15 protein-coding genes are annotated in these 15,357 nt (G+C 68.7%); 7 read left to right on the forward strand and 8 right to left on the reverse strand.

Features of this window, described 5'->3' with window-relative positions; translation table 11 throughout:
- Nucleotides 1-42: 42 nt before the first annotated feature.
- Entirely contained in the window at nt 43-1,014 is a 972-nt protein-coding gene (locus H7J06_RS22565; protein WP_264041421.1) for a helix-turn-helix domain-containing protein, read from the forward strand.
- Nucleotides 1,015-1,026: 12 nt separating this feature from the next.
- On the opposite strand, the gene lipJ is transcribed toward H7J06_RS22565, so the two are convergent.
- Together lipJ and H7J06_RS22575 are read right to left on the reverse strand one after the other, a co-directional pair.
- Nucleotides 1,027-2,376: a bifunctional lipase/adenylate cyclase LipJ gene (lipJ, locus tag H7J06_RS22570; protein WP_264041422.1), complete on the reverse strand. Its 1,350-nt coding sequence runs from the start codon at nt 2,374-2,376 to the stop codon at nt 1,027-1,029.
- A 9-nt stretch (nt 2,377-2,385) separates the two neighbouring features.
- Entirely contained in the window at nt 2,386-3,282 is an 897-nt protein-coding gene (locus H7J06_RS22575) for an iron-sulfur binding domain-containing protein (RefSeq protein WP_264041743.1), read from the reverse strand.
- A 28-nt stretch (nt 3,283-3,310) separates the two neighbouring features.
- Between H7J06_RS22575 and H7J06_RS22580 the strand changes: the two genes are divergently transcribed.
- Nucleotides 3,311-3,931 carry a carbonic anhydrase gene (locus tag H7J06_RS22580; protein ID WP_264041423.1) on the forward strand — a complete coding sequence of 207 codons (621 nt, stop codon included), beginning with the start codon at nt 3,311-3,313 and terminating at the stop codon, nt 3,929-3,931.
- A 59-nt stretch (nt 3,932-3,990) separates the two neighbouring features.
- Nucleotides 3,991-4,773: a hypothetical protein gene (locus H7J06_RS22585; RefSeq protein WP_264041424.1), complete on the forward strand. Its 783-nt coding sequence runs from the start codon at nt 3,991-3,993 to the stop codon at nt 4,771-4,773.
- Here the strand turns inward: H7J06_RS22585 and H7J06_RS22590 are convergent.
- The 5 genes from H7J06_RS22590 to H7J06_RS22610 all read right to left on the reverse strand — a co-directional run bounded on the left by H7J06_RS22590 (nt 4,770) and on the right by H7J06_RS22610 (nt 10,407).
- Nucleotides 4,770-6,467, reverse strand: a complete 1,698-nt coding sequence (locus H7J06_RS22590; protein WP_264041425.1) for an HNH endonuclease signature motif containing protein — start codon at nt 6,465-6,467, stop codon at nt 4,770-4,772. The genes H7J06_RS22585 and H7J06_RS22590 overlap by 4 nt on opposite strands.
- A gap of 127 nt (nt 6,468-6,594) precedes the next feature.
- On the reverse strand, nt 6,595-7,227 hold the full coding sequence (locus H7J06_RS22595) for a histidine phosphatase family protein (RefSeq protein WP_264041426.1): 633 nt from the start codon (nt 7,225-7,227) through the stop codon (nt 6,595-6,597).
- A gap of 6 nt (nt 7,228-7,233) precedes the next feature.
- On the reverse strand, nt 7,234-8,352 hold the full coding sequence (gene disA, locus H7J06_RS22600; RefSeq protein WP_264041427.1) for a DNA integrity scanning diadenylate cyclase DisA: 1,119 nt from the start codon (nt 8,350-8,352) through the stop codon (nt 7,234-7,236).
- Between the two features lie 8 nt (nt 8,353-8,360).
- A complete protein-coding gene (gene radA / locus H7J06_RS22605; RefSeq protein WP_264041429.1) occupies nt 8,361-9,767 on the reverse strand; it encodes a DNA repair protein RadA in 1,407 nt (468 codons plus the stop codon).
- A gap of 46 nt (nt 9,768-9,813) precedes the next feature.
- Complete coding sequence (locus H7J06_RS22610; protein ID WP_264041430.1) at nt 9,814-10,407, reverse strand: copper chaperone PCu(A)C domain-containing protein; 594 nt, start codon at nt 10,405-10,407, stop codon at nt 9,814-9,816.
- 305 nt (nt 10,408-10,712) lie between these two features.
- Between H7J06_RS22610 and carD the strand changes: the two genes are divergently transcribed.
- Genes carD through rlmB form a run of 4 tightly spaced genes read left to right on the forward strand, consistent with a single transcriptional unit; the run spans nt 10,713 to nt 14,112 of the window.
- Nucleotides 10,713-11,201: an RNA polymerase-binding transcription factor CarD gene (carD, locus tag H7J06_RS22615; RefSeq protein ID WP_149481142.1), complete on the forward strand. Its 489-nt coding sequence runs from the start codon at nt 10,713-10,715 to the stop codon at nt 11,199-11,201.
- 38 nt (nt 11,202-11,239) lie between these two features.
- Nucleotides 11,240-11,719: a 2-C-methyl-D-erythritol 2,4-cyclodiphosphate synthase gene (gene ispF / locus H7J06_RS22620; protein WP_264041431.1), complete on the forward strand. Its 480-nt coding sequence runs from the start codon at nt 11,240-11,242 to the stop codon at nt 11,717-11,719.
- A 51-nt stretch (nt 11,720-11,770) separates the two neighbouring features.
- Entirely contained in the window at nt 11,771-13,174 is a 1,404-nt protein-coding gene (cysS, locus tag H7J06_RS22625; protein WP_372515398.1) for a cysteine--tRNA ligase, read from the forward strand.
- Nucleotides 13,174-14,112 (forward strand): 23S rRNA (guanosine(2251)-2'-O)-methyltransferase RlmB, encoded by a 939-nt coding sequence (gene rlmB, locus H7J06_RS22630; RefSeq protein WP_264041433.1) that lies wholly within the window; start codon nt 13,174-13,176, stop codon nt 14,110-14,112. The genes cysS and rlmB overlap by 1 nt, the downstream gene beginning before the upstream one ends.
- Here the strand turns inward: rlmB and H7J06_RS22635 are convergent.
- The gene (locus tag H7J06_RS22635; RefSeq protein WP_264041435.1) at nt 14,096-15,334 is read right to left on the reverse strand and encodes an MFS transporter; all 1,239 of its coding nucleotides are present in this window, start codon (nt 15,332-15,334) and stop codon (nt 14,096-14,098) included. The two genes, rlmB and H7J06_RS22635, sit on opposite strands and share 17 nt — an antisense overlap.
- Nucleotides 15,335-15,357: the final 23 nt, after the last annotated feature.

Consider the following 15,357-nt stretch of genomic DNA (forward strand, 5'->3'; position numbering starts at 1 on the left):
GCCAACAGTGGCAGTACGGACGTGGTGCGTTAAGATGCTGCCATGCTCAAGAGCGTCTCGGCGTTGGTGCTCGACGGGGTTGCGCCCTTTGAGTTCGGGGTGGTGTGCGAGGTCTTCGGCATCGACCGATCGGCCGACGGCGTGCCCAACTTCGACTTCAAGATATGCGGCCCCGAACCCGGCGCGCCGCTGCGGATGTCCGTGGGCGCCAACCTCGTTCCCGATCATGGGCTCGACGCCCTCGTCGGCGCCGACCTGGTCGCCATCCCCGCGTTCGTCCGAAGCGACTACCCGGAGGAGGCCCTTGCCGCGGTGCGAGCCGCCGCCGAGGCCGGGTCGACCATCCTGACCGTCTGCTCCGGGGCGTTCCTGGCCGGCGCCGCAGGACTTCTCGACGGCCGCAAGTGCACGACGCACTGGATGCACGCCGACGACCTGGCGGCACGTCACCCCACCGCGGACGTCGACCGCAACGTGCTGTTCGTCGACGACGGCAACCTCATCACCAGTGCGGGCACGGCCGCCGGCATCGACGCCTGCCTGCACCTGGTTCGGCGCGAACTCGGTAGCGAGGTCACCAACACCATCGCCCGCCGCATGGTGGTGCCCCCCCAACGCGACGGCGGTCAACGTCAGTACATCGAGCGACCCATTCCCGTTCGCTGTTCGGAAGGCTTTGCGCCCCAACTGGATTGGATCCTTGCCCATCTCGACACGCCGCACACCGTTGGTTCGCTCGCAGACCGGGCCAGCATGTCCGCCCGCACCTTCGCGCGCAGGTTCGTCGAGGAGACCGGGCGTACCCCGATGCAGTGGGTCACCGACCAACGAGTGCTCTTCGCCCGTCGCCTGCTCGAGGAGACCGACCTGGACGTCGACCGGGTGGCCGACAAGGCAGGCTTCGGCACGGCCACACTGCTGCGGCATCACTTCCGCCGGGTTGTCGGCGTCACGCCGTCGGACTACCGGCGTCGATTCTCCAGCGACGAATCCGACTGCGCTGCAACGGCTTAGGGCGATTCGAATTCAAAGGGCGTAGACGCACCAGGTGCCCGGCACGCCCCTGAGCCGGTGTTCACCGCGTTCGGCGAAGACCCGGTGCGAGCCGGTCACGATCTCGCGCACCGTCGACGAGACCAGAACCTCACTGGGACCCGCCAGCGCGGTGATCCGCGCGCCGATGTGCACCGCCATGCCGGCGATGTCCTGCCCGCGAGCTTCCACCTCGCCGGCGTGAATGCCGACCCGGACGTCGACCCCGAGGGTCGCGACGGCGCCGACGATCTGCTCGGCGCAGTCCAGCGCGACGCTGGGGCTGCTGAACGTGGCGACGAAACCGTCACCGGCGGTGTTGACCTCGCGTCCGCCGAAGCGTGCGAGTTCTCGACGCACCAGATTGTCGTGACTGTCCAGAAGGTCGCGCCAATGGTCGTCGCCGAGCGCGGCGGCGCGCTGGGTCGACCCGACGATGTCGGTGAACACGATCGTGGTGAGCACGCGTTCGGCGTCCGACCCGCCACGCGAGCCGGTGACGAACTCCTCGATCTCGGCAAGGACCGGTGTCGTGTCGCCGACCCAGTACAGGGTGTCGTCACCGGGGAGCTCGACGTAACGTGCGCCGGGGATCCGCTCGGCAAGGAAGCGCCCGTGGCCGACGCCGACGAACCTGGCGTCCTTGCGGTGCACGATCAGTGTCGGCGCCGTGATGGCGGGAAGCTTGTCCCGCACGTCGGCGTCGGTGAGGGCTTGGCTGGACCTCCTGGCCATGCTCGGTGAGGCTCCCCGGTTGCCGGCAACGTCCCACCACGTCCGGAAGGCCTGATCGTGGGCGACCGACGGCGCGACCGTGGCGAGGACGTCGACGCCGCGCTCGACGGCGTCGGACTCCATTGCCACCGCGGTGAACGAATTGGCGGTCTGGGGGTGGATGCCCGCTTCGTAGTCGGGTGCCCACAGCACGCGGGCGGCGCCGTTGACCACCACCAGGCCGGTCACGCGCTCGGGGCGGTCGGCGGCCAGGAAGAGCGCACTCATCGCGGTGTACCCCGAGCTCATGATGGTGGCGCTCTCGCAACCGACGGCGTCCATGACCGCCACGGCGTCCTCCGCCCAGCAGGCCGGGGTGATCTTGTCCGCCCCGATGCGCGAGGACATCCCCATCCCGCGGTGGTCGAATCGGATCACCCGGCAGAACGACGACAGGCGCCGGTAGAAGCGGTACATCGAGGGTTCGGAGTCGATTGAGTCGATCGGGACGAACGGCCCCGGCATCACGACGAGGTCCACCGGGCCGTCACCGATCACCTGGTACGCGATGTCCAGATCGCCCCGCGATGCGTACCGAGTCCGCGGAGCCCGCGAAACGGGTACGGCCACCAGCCCAGGCTAGTTCACCAGGGCGTTCGACGGCCCGGCTTCACCGCCTTCTCCGCTGAGCGCGAACAGGCCGTCGGCCGTCTGCTCGACCAGGCCGTCGGTGAGCAACGAGTCCAATGCGCGGTCGCGTTGCGCGGGGTCGGTCTGCCATGCGACGTCCAGCTGGGCCCGAGACACCGGAGCGTCGTTGGCGCGCAGGACGTCCAGCAGCCGGCCGCGAACCTGGCGGTCCGTGCCGGCGAACTTCTGCACCCGCCGGGCTGGCTCGGTCGACGGCGGGAAGCCGGCCGACCGCCACGAGCAGGTGCTCAGCGGGCACACCCCGCAGCGGGGTGACCGGGCCGTGCAGACGATCGCGCCGAGTTCCATCAGGGCGATCGAAAACCCAGGCGCGCGTGAGTCGTTGGGCAGGATGGCATCGACGTCGGCGAGGTCGCGGACGCTGGCGGGGGAGTCGGCTCGCCCGTGCACCACCCGGGCGACCACTCGCCGCACGTTGGTGTCCACCACGGGAACTCGCTTGCCATAGGCGAAGCAGGCGATCGCCCGCGCGGTGTAGGTGCCGACGCCCGGCAGCGCAAGCAGTGCGTCGACGTCGTCGGGCACCACGTCGCCGTGCTCGGTGGCGATCACCGTCGCGCACTCGTGCAGACGCTTGGCCCGACGCGGGTACCCGAGCTTCCCCCATGCTCGGAGGACGTCGGCCGCGCTCGCGGCGGCAGTCGCCGACGGCGTCGGCCAGCGGGCCACCCAATCCCGCCAGATTGGTTCGACCCGTGCGACGGGGGTCTGCTGCAACATGAACTCGCTGACCAGGATTTGCCAGGCCGGAACGCCCGGTTGACGCCACGGCAAGTCACGCTGCGCGTATGAATACCATTTGAGCAGCTCGCCCGCGTCGACCATCAGGACCAACTCCGGGCACAATGTGGCCATGCCAAACACGAGTCCGATAACCGCATGGAAGGCACTCAGCGAGGGTAACGACCGGTTCGTCGCCGGTACTCCCGAGCACCCCAGCCAGAGCATCCAGCACCGCGCGAGCCTCGCCGACGGGCAGAAGCCGACCGCGGTGGTGTTCGGCTGCGCCGACAGCCGCGTCGCCGCCGAGATCATCTTCGACCAGGGCCTCGGCGACATGTTCGTGGTGCGCACCGCCGGACACGTGCTGGACTCGGCGGTTCTCGGCTCGATCGAATACGCGGTGACGGTGCTGAACGTGCCGCTCATCGTGGTTCTCGGCCACGACAGCTGTGGTGCGGTCAAGGCGACGCTGGCGGCGCTCGACGACGGCGAGGTACCTGGCGGCTACGTGCTCGACATCGTCGAACGCATCACCCCGTCGATCCTGCTCGGCCGGAACGAAGGCCTGACGCGGGTCGACGAATTCGAGGCACGCCACGTCACGGCGACCGCCAAGCAGCTCGTCAGTCGGTCCAAGGCGGTGTCGGACGCGGTGGAATCCGGGAAGCTGGCCATCGCGGGTGTGACCTACCACTTGGCCGACGGACGGGCGGTCCTTCGCGAACACGTGGGAGACATCGGCGCAGGCTGACCCGCGACACGCCGGGCGAGGTCAGACGGCTAGGTGTGAGCTGGCCTTACCGTAGTCTCGTGCTGGAAACTGAACCGCATCACCCGCTGCCGCCGGAGATCTACCGGCGCAGACGGTTTCTCGCGATAGGCGTGGGGGCTCTGGTCCTCGTCATCGTCATTGCAATCGTCGTGGTGGTGTTCGCGAACAGCACCGGCGGTGACTCGACCGCCACTCAGCCGAGCACGACGGCCGCTCCCTCTGCGACGCAGCTTCCTGGCGCGAATCCCGAGGTCAAGACGCCCATCCTGCCGCCCGCCCAGCAATCGCCCCCGCCGACCCCGACTCCCGTCCAGGCCGTCGTGCCGCCACCGGTGCTGAATGCGGGCGACGACTGTCCCGACTCCACCCTCGCGGTGAAGGGCATCACCAGCCAGCCCAACTACGTCGTCGGTGACCAGCCGAAGTTCACCATGGTCGTCACCAACATCGGCTTGGTGGCGTGCAAGCGCGACGTCGGCGCCGCCGTGCTGGCGGCCTACGTTTACGGGCTCGACAACAACAGGCTCTGGTCGAACCTCGACTGCGCGCCGTCCAACGAGACGCTGGTCAAGACGTTCAACCCTGGCGAGCAGGTGACCACCGAGGTGACCTGGACCGGGATGGGTTCCGCCGCGAACTGCCCGCTGCCGCGCCAGCCGATCGGACCGGGTACGTACAACCTGGTGGTGCAACTGGGCAACCTGCGGTCGGCCACAGTGCCCTTCACGTTGGCCGCGCCTGCCAACGTGCCTGCGGGCGAAGCGCCTCCGGCTCCCGCCGACGCACCTCCGCCCGAAGTCCCGGCACCCGCGGGCAACTAGTTCCACTGCTGATTCACCTCACGTTCGTGTTGGACGCGTCTGGCGCGGTCGTGGGCGCGGGTGGTCTTGCGGCGCGGCATGGTGAGACCCGACGCGTGACGTGCTGGAACGCCGCTCGCCGCAACGGTTCTGGTCGGTTCGGATAGTTCGGGGAACAGTAGGCGGCTGCCCGGTGTGGTGACGCGGGTGCGGCCGTCGGGTGCGGTCCACACGATGGTGCCGTCGTCGAGTTGTTCGTCCCGCCAACCATTCCCGCCGCCCCAGAAGGTCTTCAACAAGTGATGTCGACGGCACAGGCATTTCAGGTTGGACGCCGCCGTCGGACCGCAGGGCCACGGAATCGTATGGTCGACATCACAATTCGACGCCGGCGCCCGGCAGCCCGGGAAGCGGCACGTCAGGTCGCGGCATCTGACGAAGTCGGCCAGCTTCTTCGAGGGTCGGTAGCGGGGTTCCGGTGGGGCTTGGCCGGGATGGACGATCGCGGTGATCGTCGCCCCGACCGTGGCGCGGCAGGCGATCGCCCCGGGCAGGAACTGCCCGCCCATCATCGATGCGGGACGCAGGCTCGCCAGGCGTCCCGGGGTGGGGGTGAGGGCCTCGGTCAGGGTCAGCTCGCGCAGCGGCTTGGTGAACATCGCCGGGGGTTCCCCGTCGAGGGCGGTCCGCTCGTCGGCGGGGGCGGGGGTGTCGGCCGACTCATCTGCCGCGGCAGCCTGATTGGCAGTCGCCGCGTCGTTGACGGTCGCCGAGTCGTCGGCAGAGTCGGTGTCCTCGGCGGTCTCAGTGTGTTCATCGCCGTTGCATCCGCCGTCATCCGTTGGCGAACCAGGTGCAGGGGAGGCCGGCACGGGCGGCTGCGGTGCTGCGGGTGGTGTTGGCCGCTCGTCGAGGGTGTCCTGGTGGGCGATGACGTAGACCACCACCCCCGTCGAGGGCGGGTTGTGCGCGGCGGGGCAGTCCTCGGCGCCGCACAGGCACGCCAGGCGGTCCGCCCCGTGAGACAGCGCACCCACCGCATCGGAGCGACGCTGATCCAGGGTGCGAGGATCAGCCGGGCAGACGGTGCGGGCCAACGCGTCGATACGGGCGTCGAACGCCTTGGCGTCGTGGGCGAACAGGGTCGCGAAGACGGTCGCCATCCCGCTGCCGTCCTCCTCACCCACCTCGACCGACCGGCCCCGCGCCCTAGTCTCGGTCCGGATGACCGCCTGCGGGTCGACCTGGGCGACGAACCCGTCGATCGTCTTCTCCAGCGTCGCCACCGACATGGGTTCCCGGGAGCTCAACGCCGCCGCCAGCATGGCGTCGAGCGCGTGGAGGGCGTCGGGGTCGACGACCAGGGCGCCGCGCTGCACTACCGCCTTCACCAGCTGATAGGTAATGAGACCCTCGGCGAACACCGCGGCGACCTTGGGGAACCGTTCGTGCAGCGCCACGGCGACCAACAGTTGGTTGGACGCGGCGCCGGGGGTGATCCGCAGGACCGCCCCGATGTGCGCGGCGACGGCATCGAAGTTGTCGACACACCACAGGTCCCGAGACGCCGACCCGGACACGGCGTAGGCGGCCTCGAGCATCCCGGCCATAGCGGCGACCTTGCGGGCACAGGCGGCCGATTCCGACCGAGACCACGCCTGCACCGCAGCGGCACCCGAGGTACCGGCCGTGGGAGCCACCAACGAATCGAACATACTTGCGAATTTACTCGCGGCGAACGACGAAAAGGCCGAAATTTAGGCCGCAGACCTCAAAGCTGTGGGTGGATCATGAACTGTGGACAACCGAGGCGCTCAACCCCGAATATGTCAGAGCCGCATGCTATTTGGGCCTCAAGTGGCCGGTGTCGCCAAGTCGGGCAAGCGAGCGGTTGTGGAAGTAGTCGTCCTCGCGGAGTGTGGTGATGCTGCCCGGCGCGGCGTGAAAATTGACGTAACCCAGTGCTGCCTCGGGCATGCCGATCCATGCTGCGACGACGTAGGTCAGCGCGAAACCGTGGGTCACGATCACCTGCCACTGGACCGGCTGGCACAGGATTGCGTCCATCGCGGCGTAGACGCGCTCGGCGAAGGCTGCCTTCGTCTCCGAACCGTCGACGCCCTCGTGGTGGAACAGTCGATCCCCGACTAAAGGTGGCGGCAGGAATCGGTGATCGAGCCACTCCTGCGGTCGTCCCTCGGCGACGCCGTAGGACTTCTCCCGCAGGCCCCAGTCGAACGACGGCGCCGCTCCAAGAGGTGTCGCGATCGCTTCAGCCGTTCGCCGACAACGCATTAGGTCGGACGAGTAGACGTCCACCGGAGCGCCGACGGGAATTGCGTACCGGATCGCGACGGCGATCGCATCGGCGTCACGCAACCCCTCGGGAGTCAGATCGGAGTCGTGCCATCCGCGGACGCGGCCCTCGACGTGATGAGTCGCCTCTGGGTGCACCACCACCAGAACGGTGCGCACCGACGCTCAGGCCAACTGATCGGCGATCGTCGACTCCGCCAACTGCGAGAGCCCTTCACGGACGTGCCTGGCCCACATCGACCCGATGCCGTCCACCGACTGCAGGTCGTTGGCGCTTGCGGCCAGCACGCCCTGCAGCGATCCGAACGACCGGACCAGCAGGTCGACGTGGGCGAATTGCAACCGCGGAATGCCCGCCATCGCGCGGTAGCCCCGCGAGCTCATCGCGGAGTCCTGCGCTTCGAGCGTCGACGGGTAGCCGAAAACCCTTGCCAGCGCAGTGAAGTCGAGCAGTTCGTTGTCACTGAGGGTGTCGAGCTCGTCGAGCGTGGCGAGTACCTGAGCCGTCGAGGGCGGGTCGGGATTGGAGTGGTAGTCGCGCGCAATCAGTTCCCGGGCGGTGTCGTTGTCGCCGACGAGTTCTTCGAGCTGCAGCTTGAGCTGGCGCCCGTTCGTACCCAGTTCGACGACATCGGCGTCGATCTCGAGGCTGATGCGGCGCACCATCTCCAAGCGCTGCACCACCGTCATGACGTCGCGCAGCGTCACGAAGTCCTCGATCTCCGCCGTGGAGAGCTGCCGGTTGACCTCGTCGAGACGGGCCTTGTAACGCTCGAGGGTGGCAATCGTCTGGTTCGCGCGCGACAGGATCGTCGCGGAATCGGGCACCACGTGCCGCTCACCCGCAACGTAGACCGTGACGATGCTCATCGAATGACTCACGGAGACAACGGGATAACCGGTCTGCACGGCGGTGCGCTCGGCCGACCGGTGCCGGGTGCCGGATTCGTCGGTTGGGATCGAGGGATCTGGGACGAGTTGGACGTTGGCGCGCAGGATGCGGGTTCCGTCGCTGGACAGCACGACCGCGCCGTCCATCTTCGACAACTCGCGCAGTCGAGTCGGTGCATAGGCGATGTCGAGGGCGAAGCCGCCGTCGCAGATGGCCTCGACCGAGTCGTCGAAGCCGAGGACGATCAGGGCGCCGGTACGTCCCCGCAAGATGCGCTCGAGACCGTCGCGAAGCGCGGTGCCCGGGGCGAGCTGTCCGAGCGTCTCACGCAGCGTCGGTCTCGCGAGTTGGACGACGTTGCCGCGCCCGCTTCTGGCAGCCTTCACGGCCATCATCCCTCCTAGCGTCGGCCGCCATTGTCCCTCACATTGTCGGAGATGTTCCTGAGCACCCGCAAGGCTCCCGAGATGTCGTCGGCGGACCGCACCGTCAAACCGGCCGGCACGTCCTTCACCCCGGGCGGAACCACGGCGCACGTGAACCCCAGCCGGGCCGCCTCCGCCAGCCGGCGGTCCATGCCGGTCACCCTGCGGAGGTCGCCCGCGAGACCGACCTCGCCGATGGCCACCACCGTAGTGGGCATGGGGATGTCGAAGCAGGCCGATGCGATCGCCAGGGCCACCGCGAGGTCGGACGACGGATCGGTCAACCGCATACCGCCGACGGTCGACAAATAGATGTCGTTCTGCGCGATCTTCAGTCCCGCCCGCTTCTCGAGGACGGCGGTGATCATCGCCGCGCGGGCCGAGTCGATGCCGCTGACCGCCCGCCGTGGGTTGCCCGCGGCGGGCGACCCGATGAGCGCCTGCACCTCGCCGATGAGAGGCCGTTTGCCGTCGAGCGTCACCGTCACGGAGGTACCGGGCACCGGTTGCGGCCGTTGATCCCGGAAGAGGCCCGAAGGATCGGCCACCCCTTCGATTCCGCTGTCGTGCAACAGAAAACAACCGACCTCGTCGGCCGCGCCGAAGCGGTTCTTGACACCGCGCACCATGCGCAGCGCCGAGGACCGGTCGCCCTCGAAGTGCATCACGACGTCGACGAGGTGCTCCAGCGAACGGGGGCCCGCGATGGCGCCGTCCTTGGTCACGTGGCCGACCAGGATGATGGCGACCCCGGTGGTCTTCGCGGCCATCGTCAGCGCGGTGGTGACCGCCCGGATCTGGGTGACGCCACCGGCGACGCCGTCGGCCTCGGTGGTCGACATGGTCTGCACCGAGTCGACGACGATGAGCGACGGCTTGACCTGTTCGATGTGACCGAGCGCGGTCTGCAGGTCGGACTCCGCGGCGAGGAACACTTCGTCGTGCGTGCATCCGGTGCGCTCCGCACGGAGCCGGATCTGGCCCGCCGACTCCTCGCCCGACAGGTACAGGGCACGACGACCGGACAGCGCCCAACGGTGGACGACCTCGAGCAGCAGAGTGGACTTGCCGACCCCGGGATCTCCGGCCAGCAGCGTCACCGACCCGGGGACGAGGCCGCCGCCGAGCACCCGGTCGAGCTCACTGACGCCGGTGGCGAAGTGCCTGGTGGAACCGGGATCTATCGAGCTGATCGGGACGGCGGGCGAGCTCGGCGCGACCGCACGGTTGGTGGCCGCACCGGTGATGGGGGTGAGAACGGCGATCTCGTCGACGGTGCCCCAACTGCCGCAGTCCGGGCACCGGCCGACCCACTTGGCGGTGACGTGCTTGCACTCCGAACACCGGTGCTGCGAACGCGCCTTGGAACCCACTTTTGCCACGTGCAGACCGTATCGGGCCGCACCGACAGAACGGTGGTGGCGAGGCTCAGTGGCCGGCCGTGTCGGCTTCGGCGCCTGCCTCGACCGCTGCCTCGCGGCGAGGGGCTTCGCCAGCCGAGATCGGCACGTTCACCTGGGCCTGACCCGAGCGCTCGAAGGTGAAGGTGAAGGGGTAGTTCAGGCCGTTGGTGATCGGCTTGGAGAGCCGGACCGCGGCCTCGACGGTGGCGGCGCCCTCGGTCGCGTCCAGGGCGCTCGGAGCGCCGTCCGGCGTCCCCACGATGAGGGTTCCACCGGCGGGCACCCGGGCGTCACCGGTGATGCTCACGGTGCCGATGTCGGAGGTGATCGACACCAGCCGGTCGCCGTTCTCGGCGGACTCGTTGACCGCGACGAACAGCAGTTCTGCGTCGTCGCCCGGTCGGACGTAGTCGGCGGTCTGGGGCGCCCGCAGGTGCACGTTGCGCAGGGCGATTCCCGAGGTGGGGTCGCCCACCCACGCGAGCGTGCCGTTGACGGCGGGCATCTGCGTGGCCGTCTGCGAGATCTGGCCTGCGCCACAACCGGACAGGACGATGGCGGCGGACAGCCCGCACGCGGCCAGTGCGACCACGGAAGTGCGCGATTTCGAGAGCGTCACTGAAGCCTCCTGCTCGGCGACGGGACGACCGTGACGTGCATCCCGAGTGTCGACTATGCAGAGTAGTAGGTGGCGACGAGCGGTGGAAGCCGAGGTCCGTCGACGGGGCTCGACCGTCCGTTCCGAACGGGTCTGGGGGGCATGACGATCCGTCGGCCGGGGGTTGCCAGCAGCCCTGCGCGTTGCACGGATTCTCGACCGTGTCAACCCCTAGTCTTCACCCGCGGGGCCCCTGACCTGCATCGTTGCGCAACACGTGTCTTGGCCCCGTGCTAACATTGGGTGGTGAAAGGGGCTCTAATCTGATGATTTTCAAGGTCGGAGACACCGTTGTCTATCCACATCACGGTGCTGCATTGATCGAGGCGATCGAAAGCCGAACCATCAAGGGCGAGCAGCGAGAATATCTCGTCCTCAAGGTGGCGCAGGGCGATCTCACCGTTCGAGTTCCTGCTGACAACGCCGAGTACGTCGGCGTTCGCGACGTCGTCGGCCAGGAAGGCCTGGACAAGGTCTTCCAGGTGCTCCGCGCCCCGCATACCGAGGAGCCGACCAACTGGTCGCGTCGGTACAAGGCGAACCTGGAGAAGCTGGCTTCCGGTGACGTGAACAAGGTGGCGGAGGTCGTCCGCGATCTGTGGCGTCGGGACCAGGAGCGTGGGCTGTCCGCGGGCGAGAAGCGCATGCTGGCGAAGGCTCGGCAGATTCTGGTTGGTGAGCTGGCCTTGGCCGAGAACACCGACGAGGAGAAGGCTGAAACCATCCTCGACGAAGTCCTGGCTGCCGCTTCCTGACGTCGTCGCGGCAGCAGATGCTGCAGCGGTGAACATTGATGAATTTCAGAATCGGTCTCGGGACCGACGTACACCCCATCCAAGCTGGGCGGCCCTGTTGGCTGCTGGGCTTGGTATTCGATGACGCCGACGGCTGTGCTGGGCATTCCGACGGAGACGTCGCGGCGCACGCGCTCTGCGACGCCCTGCTCAGTGCAGCCGGCCTCGGTGACTTGGGTTCCGTGTTCGGCACCGACCGCCCGGAGTGGCGCGGTGTCGGCGGTGCCGACATGCTGCGCCACGTACACGCGCTGCTGCGGGCCGAGGGGTTCCGGGTCGGCAACGCCGCGGTCCAGGTAATCGGCAATCGGCCGAAGATCGGCCCCCGCCGCGTCGAGGCGCAGCAGCTGCTGTCCGCGCTGCTAGAGGCGCCGGTGTCGGTGTCGGCGACGACGACCGACGGTCTCGGCCTGACTGGTCGCGGGGAAGGTCTGGCCGCGATTGCGACGGCCCTGATAACACCAGACGAGCAAGGATGACGGTTGAGCACTGACGGGCCGGTAAGCTGGCCCGTCGTGACCGTTCAGCCCCTGCGAATTCACGACACCATGACGGGTGTTCTGCGTGACTTCGTCCCCCTGCGCGACGGACACGCGTCGATCTATCTCTGCGGCGCCACCGTCCAGGGTCTGCCCCACATCGGCCACGTCCGCAGCGGCGTGGCGTTCGACGTGCTGCGTCGCTGGCTGACCGCGAAGGGCTTCGACGTCGCGTTCGTCCGCAACGTCACCGACATCGACGACAAGATCCTGGTCAAGGCCGCCGACGCGGGCCGACCGTGGTGGGAGTGGGCGGCGACCTTCGAGCGCGCCTTCAGTTCCGCCTACGACGCCCTCGGCGTGCTGCCGCCGTCCGCCGAACCGCGCGCCACCGGCCACATCACCCAGATGGTCGAGCTCATCGAGCGACTGATCGCCGGCGGGCACGCATACCGCGACACCAGGGAGGGCGGCAGCGACGTCTACTTCGACGTGCTGAGCTACCCCGCCTACGGCCAGCTGTCCGGTCACCGGATCGACGACGTACACCAGGGCGAGGGCGTCGCGACGGGCAAGCGCGACCCGCGTGACTTCACGCTGTGGAAGGGCGCCAAGCCTGGCGAACCGTCGTGGCCGACGCCGTGGGGCCCGGGTCGCCCCGGCTGGCACACCGAGTGCGTCGCGATGTGCGAGACCTACCTCGGCTCGGCGTTCGACATCCACGCCGGCGGGATGGATTTGGTCTTCCCGCACCACGAGAACGAGATCGCACAGGCACGGGCGGCCGGTGACGGCTTCGCGCAGTACTGGATGCACAACGGCTGGGTCACCATGGGTGGCGAGAAGATGAGCAAGTCGCTCGGCAACGTGCTGGCCATTCCCGCTGTGCTGCAACGAGTTCGAGCCGCCGAGCTGCGCTACTACCTTGGCTCCGCGCACTACCGCTCGATGCTGGAGTTCTCCGAGACCGCCCTGCAGGACGCGGTGAAGGCCTACACCGGCATCGAGGACTTCCTGCACCGCGTGCGCAACCGGGTGGGCACCGTCGTGCCGGGCGACTGGACCGAGAAATTCGGTGCCGCGCTCGACGACGATCTCGCCGTCCCGGCCGCGCTGGCCGAGGTGCACGCCGCGCGGGCCGAGGGCAATCGCGCCCTCGACGCGGGTGACCACGACACGGCGATGAGGCACGCGAGGTCCATCAGGGCGATGATGGGCATCCTCGGTTGCGACCCGCTCGACGAGCGCTGGGAGTCGCGGGACGAGACGTCGGCCGCGCTGGCCGCGATCGACGAGCTCGTCCACTGGGCCCTCGAGGGTCGCGCGGAGGCGCGCGAACAACGAGACTGGGCGAGGGCCGACGAGATTCGCGATCGACTCAAGGCGGCGGGCATCGTCGTCACCGACACCGCCGACGGACCACAGTGGGAGCTCGGCGACGGGAGCAACAAATAATGGCAGGCAACTCCCAACGACGCGGAGCGGTGCGCAAGGCGGGCACCAAGAAGGGGCCGACGATCGGTTCCGGCGGTGTGCGCAGGCGCGGGCTGGAGGCCAAGGGCGCCACCCCACCGGCCAGCGCGCGGCCGCACCACCCCGCGGGCAAGCGTGCCGCCGCGGCGGCACGCAAGGATCAGGGCCGGCACAAGAAGACCGACGAGACCGAGGTCGTGCTGGGGCGCAACCCCGTGTTGGAGTGCTTGCGCGCCGGCGTACCGGCCACCGCCCTGTGGGTGATGCTCGGAGCGGAGTCCGACGAGCGGCTCACCGAGTCGGTGCAACGGGCGGCCGACAAGGGCATCGCCATCCTGGAGGTGCAGAAGCACGACCTGGACCGCCTCAGCGCGAACGGTCTTCACCAGGGGATCGCCCTGCAGGTGCCGCCGTACAACTACGCCCATCCCGATGACCTGTTGCGGTCGGCGAAGGCGGATTCGACGCCGGCGCTGCTGGTGGCGTTGGACAACATCTCCGATCCGCGGAACCTGGGGGCGATCGTTCGCTCGGTGGCCGCGTTCGGTGGTCACGGCGTGCTGATCCCGCAGCGCCGGTCGGCGTCGGTGACGGCGGTCGCGTGGCGGACCAGTGCCGGCGCGGCGGCGCGGCTTCGCGTCGGGCGGGCCACCAACCTGACCCGCACGCTGCAGAGCTGGAAGGACGAGGGTCTGCTGGTGGTGGGTCTGGATGCTGGCGGCGACACCCAGCTCGACGAGCTCGACGCGAGCGGCCCCATGGTCGTCGTGGTCGGTTCCGAGGGCAAGGGTCTGTCCCGCTTGGTGCGGGAGAACTGTGACGCGATCGTGTCCATTCCGATGGCGGGGCCGACGGAGTCGTTGAACGCCTCGGTGGCCGCGGGTGTCGTGTTGGCCGAGATCGCTAGGCAGCGTCGCTAGTCGTCAGCTTGGTCTCCGGCATCAACTTGGCGTAGAGCACCAGGCCGATTCCCGCGACCGCGGCCAGCGTCCAGAACGCGACCGTATAGCCCTCGGTGACGATGACGAAGCCGGCCACCGTCGCACTCAGGGCGGCGCCAAGGCCCTGCACGGTCGCCACCGCGCCCTGAGCGACGTTGAACCGCCCCGATCCGCGGGTCAGGTCGGCGATCACGATCGGGAACAGCGCCCCGAAGATGCCCGCCCCGACGCCGTCGAGGGCCTGCACGGCCAGCAGCCACGCCGCGTTGTCCGACACGGTGTAGAGCAGGCCGCGGACCGTCAACACTGCGAAGGCCACCAGGAAGATCGGTTTGCGCCCCCAGCTGTCGGCCTTGCGTCCCACCACGATCGCCACCGGCACCATCACCAGCTGCGCGGCCAGGATGCACAGCGCGACCAGCGAGGTGGCGCTGTCCTTGCCGACCACCCGCGTCAGCAGCTGGCTGACCGACGTCAGCATCGCGGCGTTGGCCAGGTGGAACGTGAACGCGATGACCGCGAAGATCAGCAGCGGGCGATTCGTCACCAGCGTGGTCCACGCGCCCACGGACGTCCCGCCGTCGTCGGGAGTGAGGCCGCGGGCCAGCTCGTCGTCGATCTCGTCAGCGCGGATGCGCGAGGTGGCCACCACGCTGAGCACCGCCAGCACGCCCATCAACCAGAACACCACCACCGGGCCGAGGGACCACGCGAGCAGTGCCGCGACGCCCGCGGCGGTGGCGTTGCCCGCGTGGTTGAACGCCTCGTTGCGACCAATCCTCGGGGCGAACATGCGCGGACCCATCAATCCGAGGGTGACGGCGGCGATCGCCGGGGCGAACACCGCGGCGGCGAGCGACGCCACCGATTGACTGATCGCGATCAACGCGAATCCGCTGACGAAGGGCAGGACCACCGAGCTGGCCGTGACGGCGAGGGCGGCGACGACGATGATCGCCCGTCGGTTCTTCACGCGGTCGATCAGAATGCCCGCCGGGGTTTGGGACAGCAGGCCGACGATGCCGGCGATGGTGATCACCGATCCGACGGTGGCCTCGTTCCAGCCGTGCTCGGGTCCGCGGACCGCGAGGAGATAGATCGCGAGGTACGGGCCCAATCCGTCGCGGACGTCGGCGAGGAAGAAGTTGACGGCATCCAGTGCGCGCAGCGATTGGCGTGACGGCATCACGTGAGTCGTCAACGATCACCTCGTTCGGGTCGGGA

Origin of the sequence: Mycolicibacterium hodleri, from assembly GCF_025822245.1 — a bacterium.
Lineage (GTDB): Bacteria > Actinomycetota > Actinomycetes > Mycobacteriales > Mycobacteriaceae > Mycobacterium > Mycobacterium hodleri.

Excerpts from the sequence above, each read along its gene's own strand:
- H7J06_RS22565 (WP_264041421.1), top strand. The coding sequence starts at position 43 with ATGCTCAAGAGCGTCTCGGCGTTGGTGCTCGACGGGGTTGCGCCCTTT.
- H7J06_RS22575 (WP_264041743.1), bottom strand. The coding sequence starts at position 3,282 with ATGGTCGACGCGGGCGAGCTGCTCAAATGGTATTCATACGCGCAGCGT.
- H7J06_RS22580 (WP_264041423.1), top strand. The coding sequence starts at position 3,311 with ATGCCAAACACGAGTCCGATAACCGCATGGAAGGCACTCAGCGAGGGT.
- H7J06_RS22590 (WP_264041425.1), bottom strand. The coding sequence starts at position 6,467 with ATGTTCGATTCGTTGGTGGCTCCCACGGCCGGTACCTCGGGTGCCGCT.
- disA (WP_264041427.1), bottom strand. The coding sequence starts at position 8,352 with ATGGCCGTGAAGGCTGCCAGAAGCGGGCGCGGCAACGTCGTCCAACTC.
- carD (WP_149481142.1), top strand. The coding sequence starts at position 10,713 with ATGATTTTCAAGGTCGGAGACACCGTTGTCTATCCACATCACGGTGCT.
- ispF (WP_264041431.1), top strand. The coding sequence starts at position 11,240 with ATGAATTTCAGAATCGGTCTCGGGACCGACGTACACCCCATCCAAGCT.
- rlmB (WP_264041433.1), top strand. The coding sequence starts at position 13,174 with ATGGCAGGCAACTCCCAACGACGCGGAGCGGTGCGCAAGGCGGGCACC.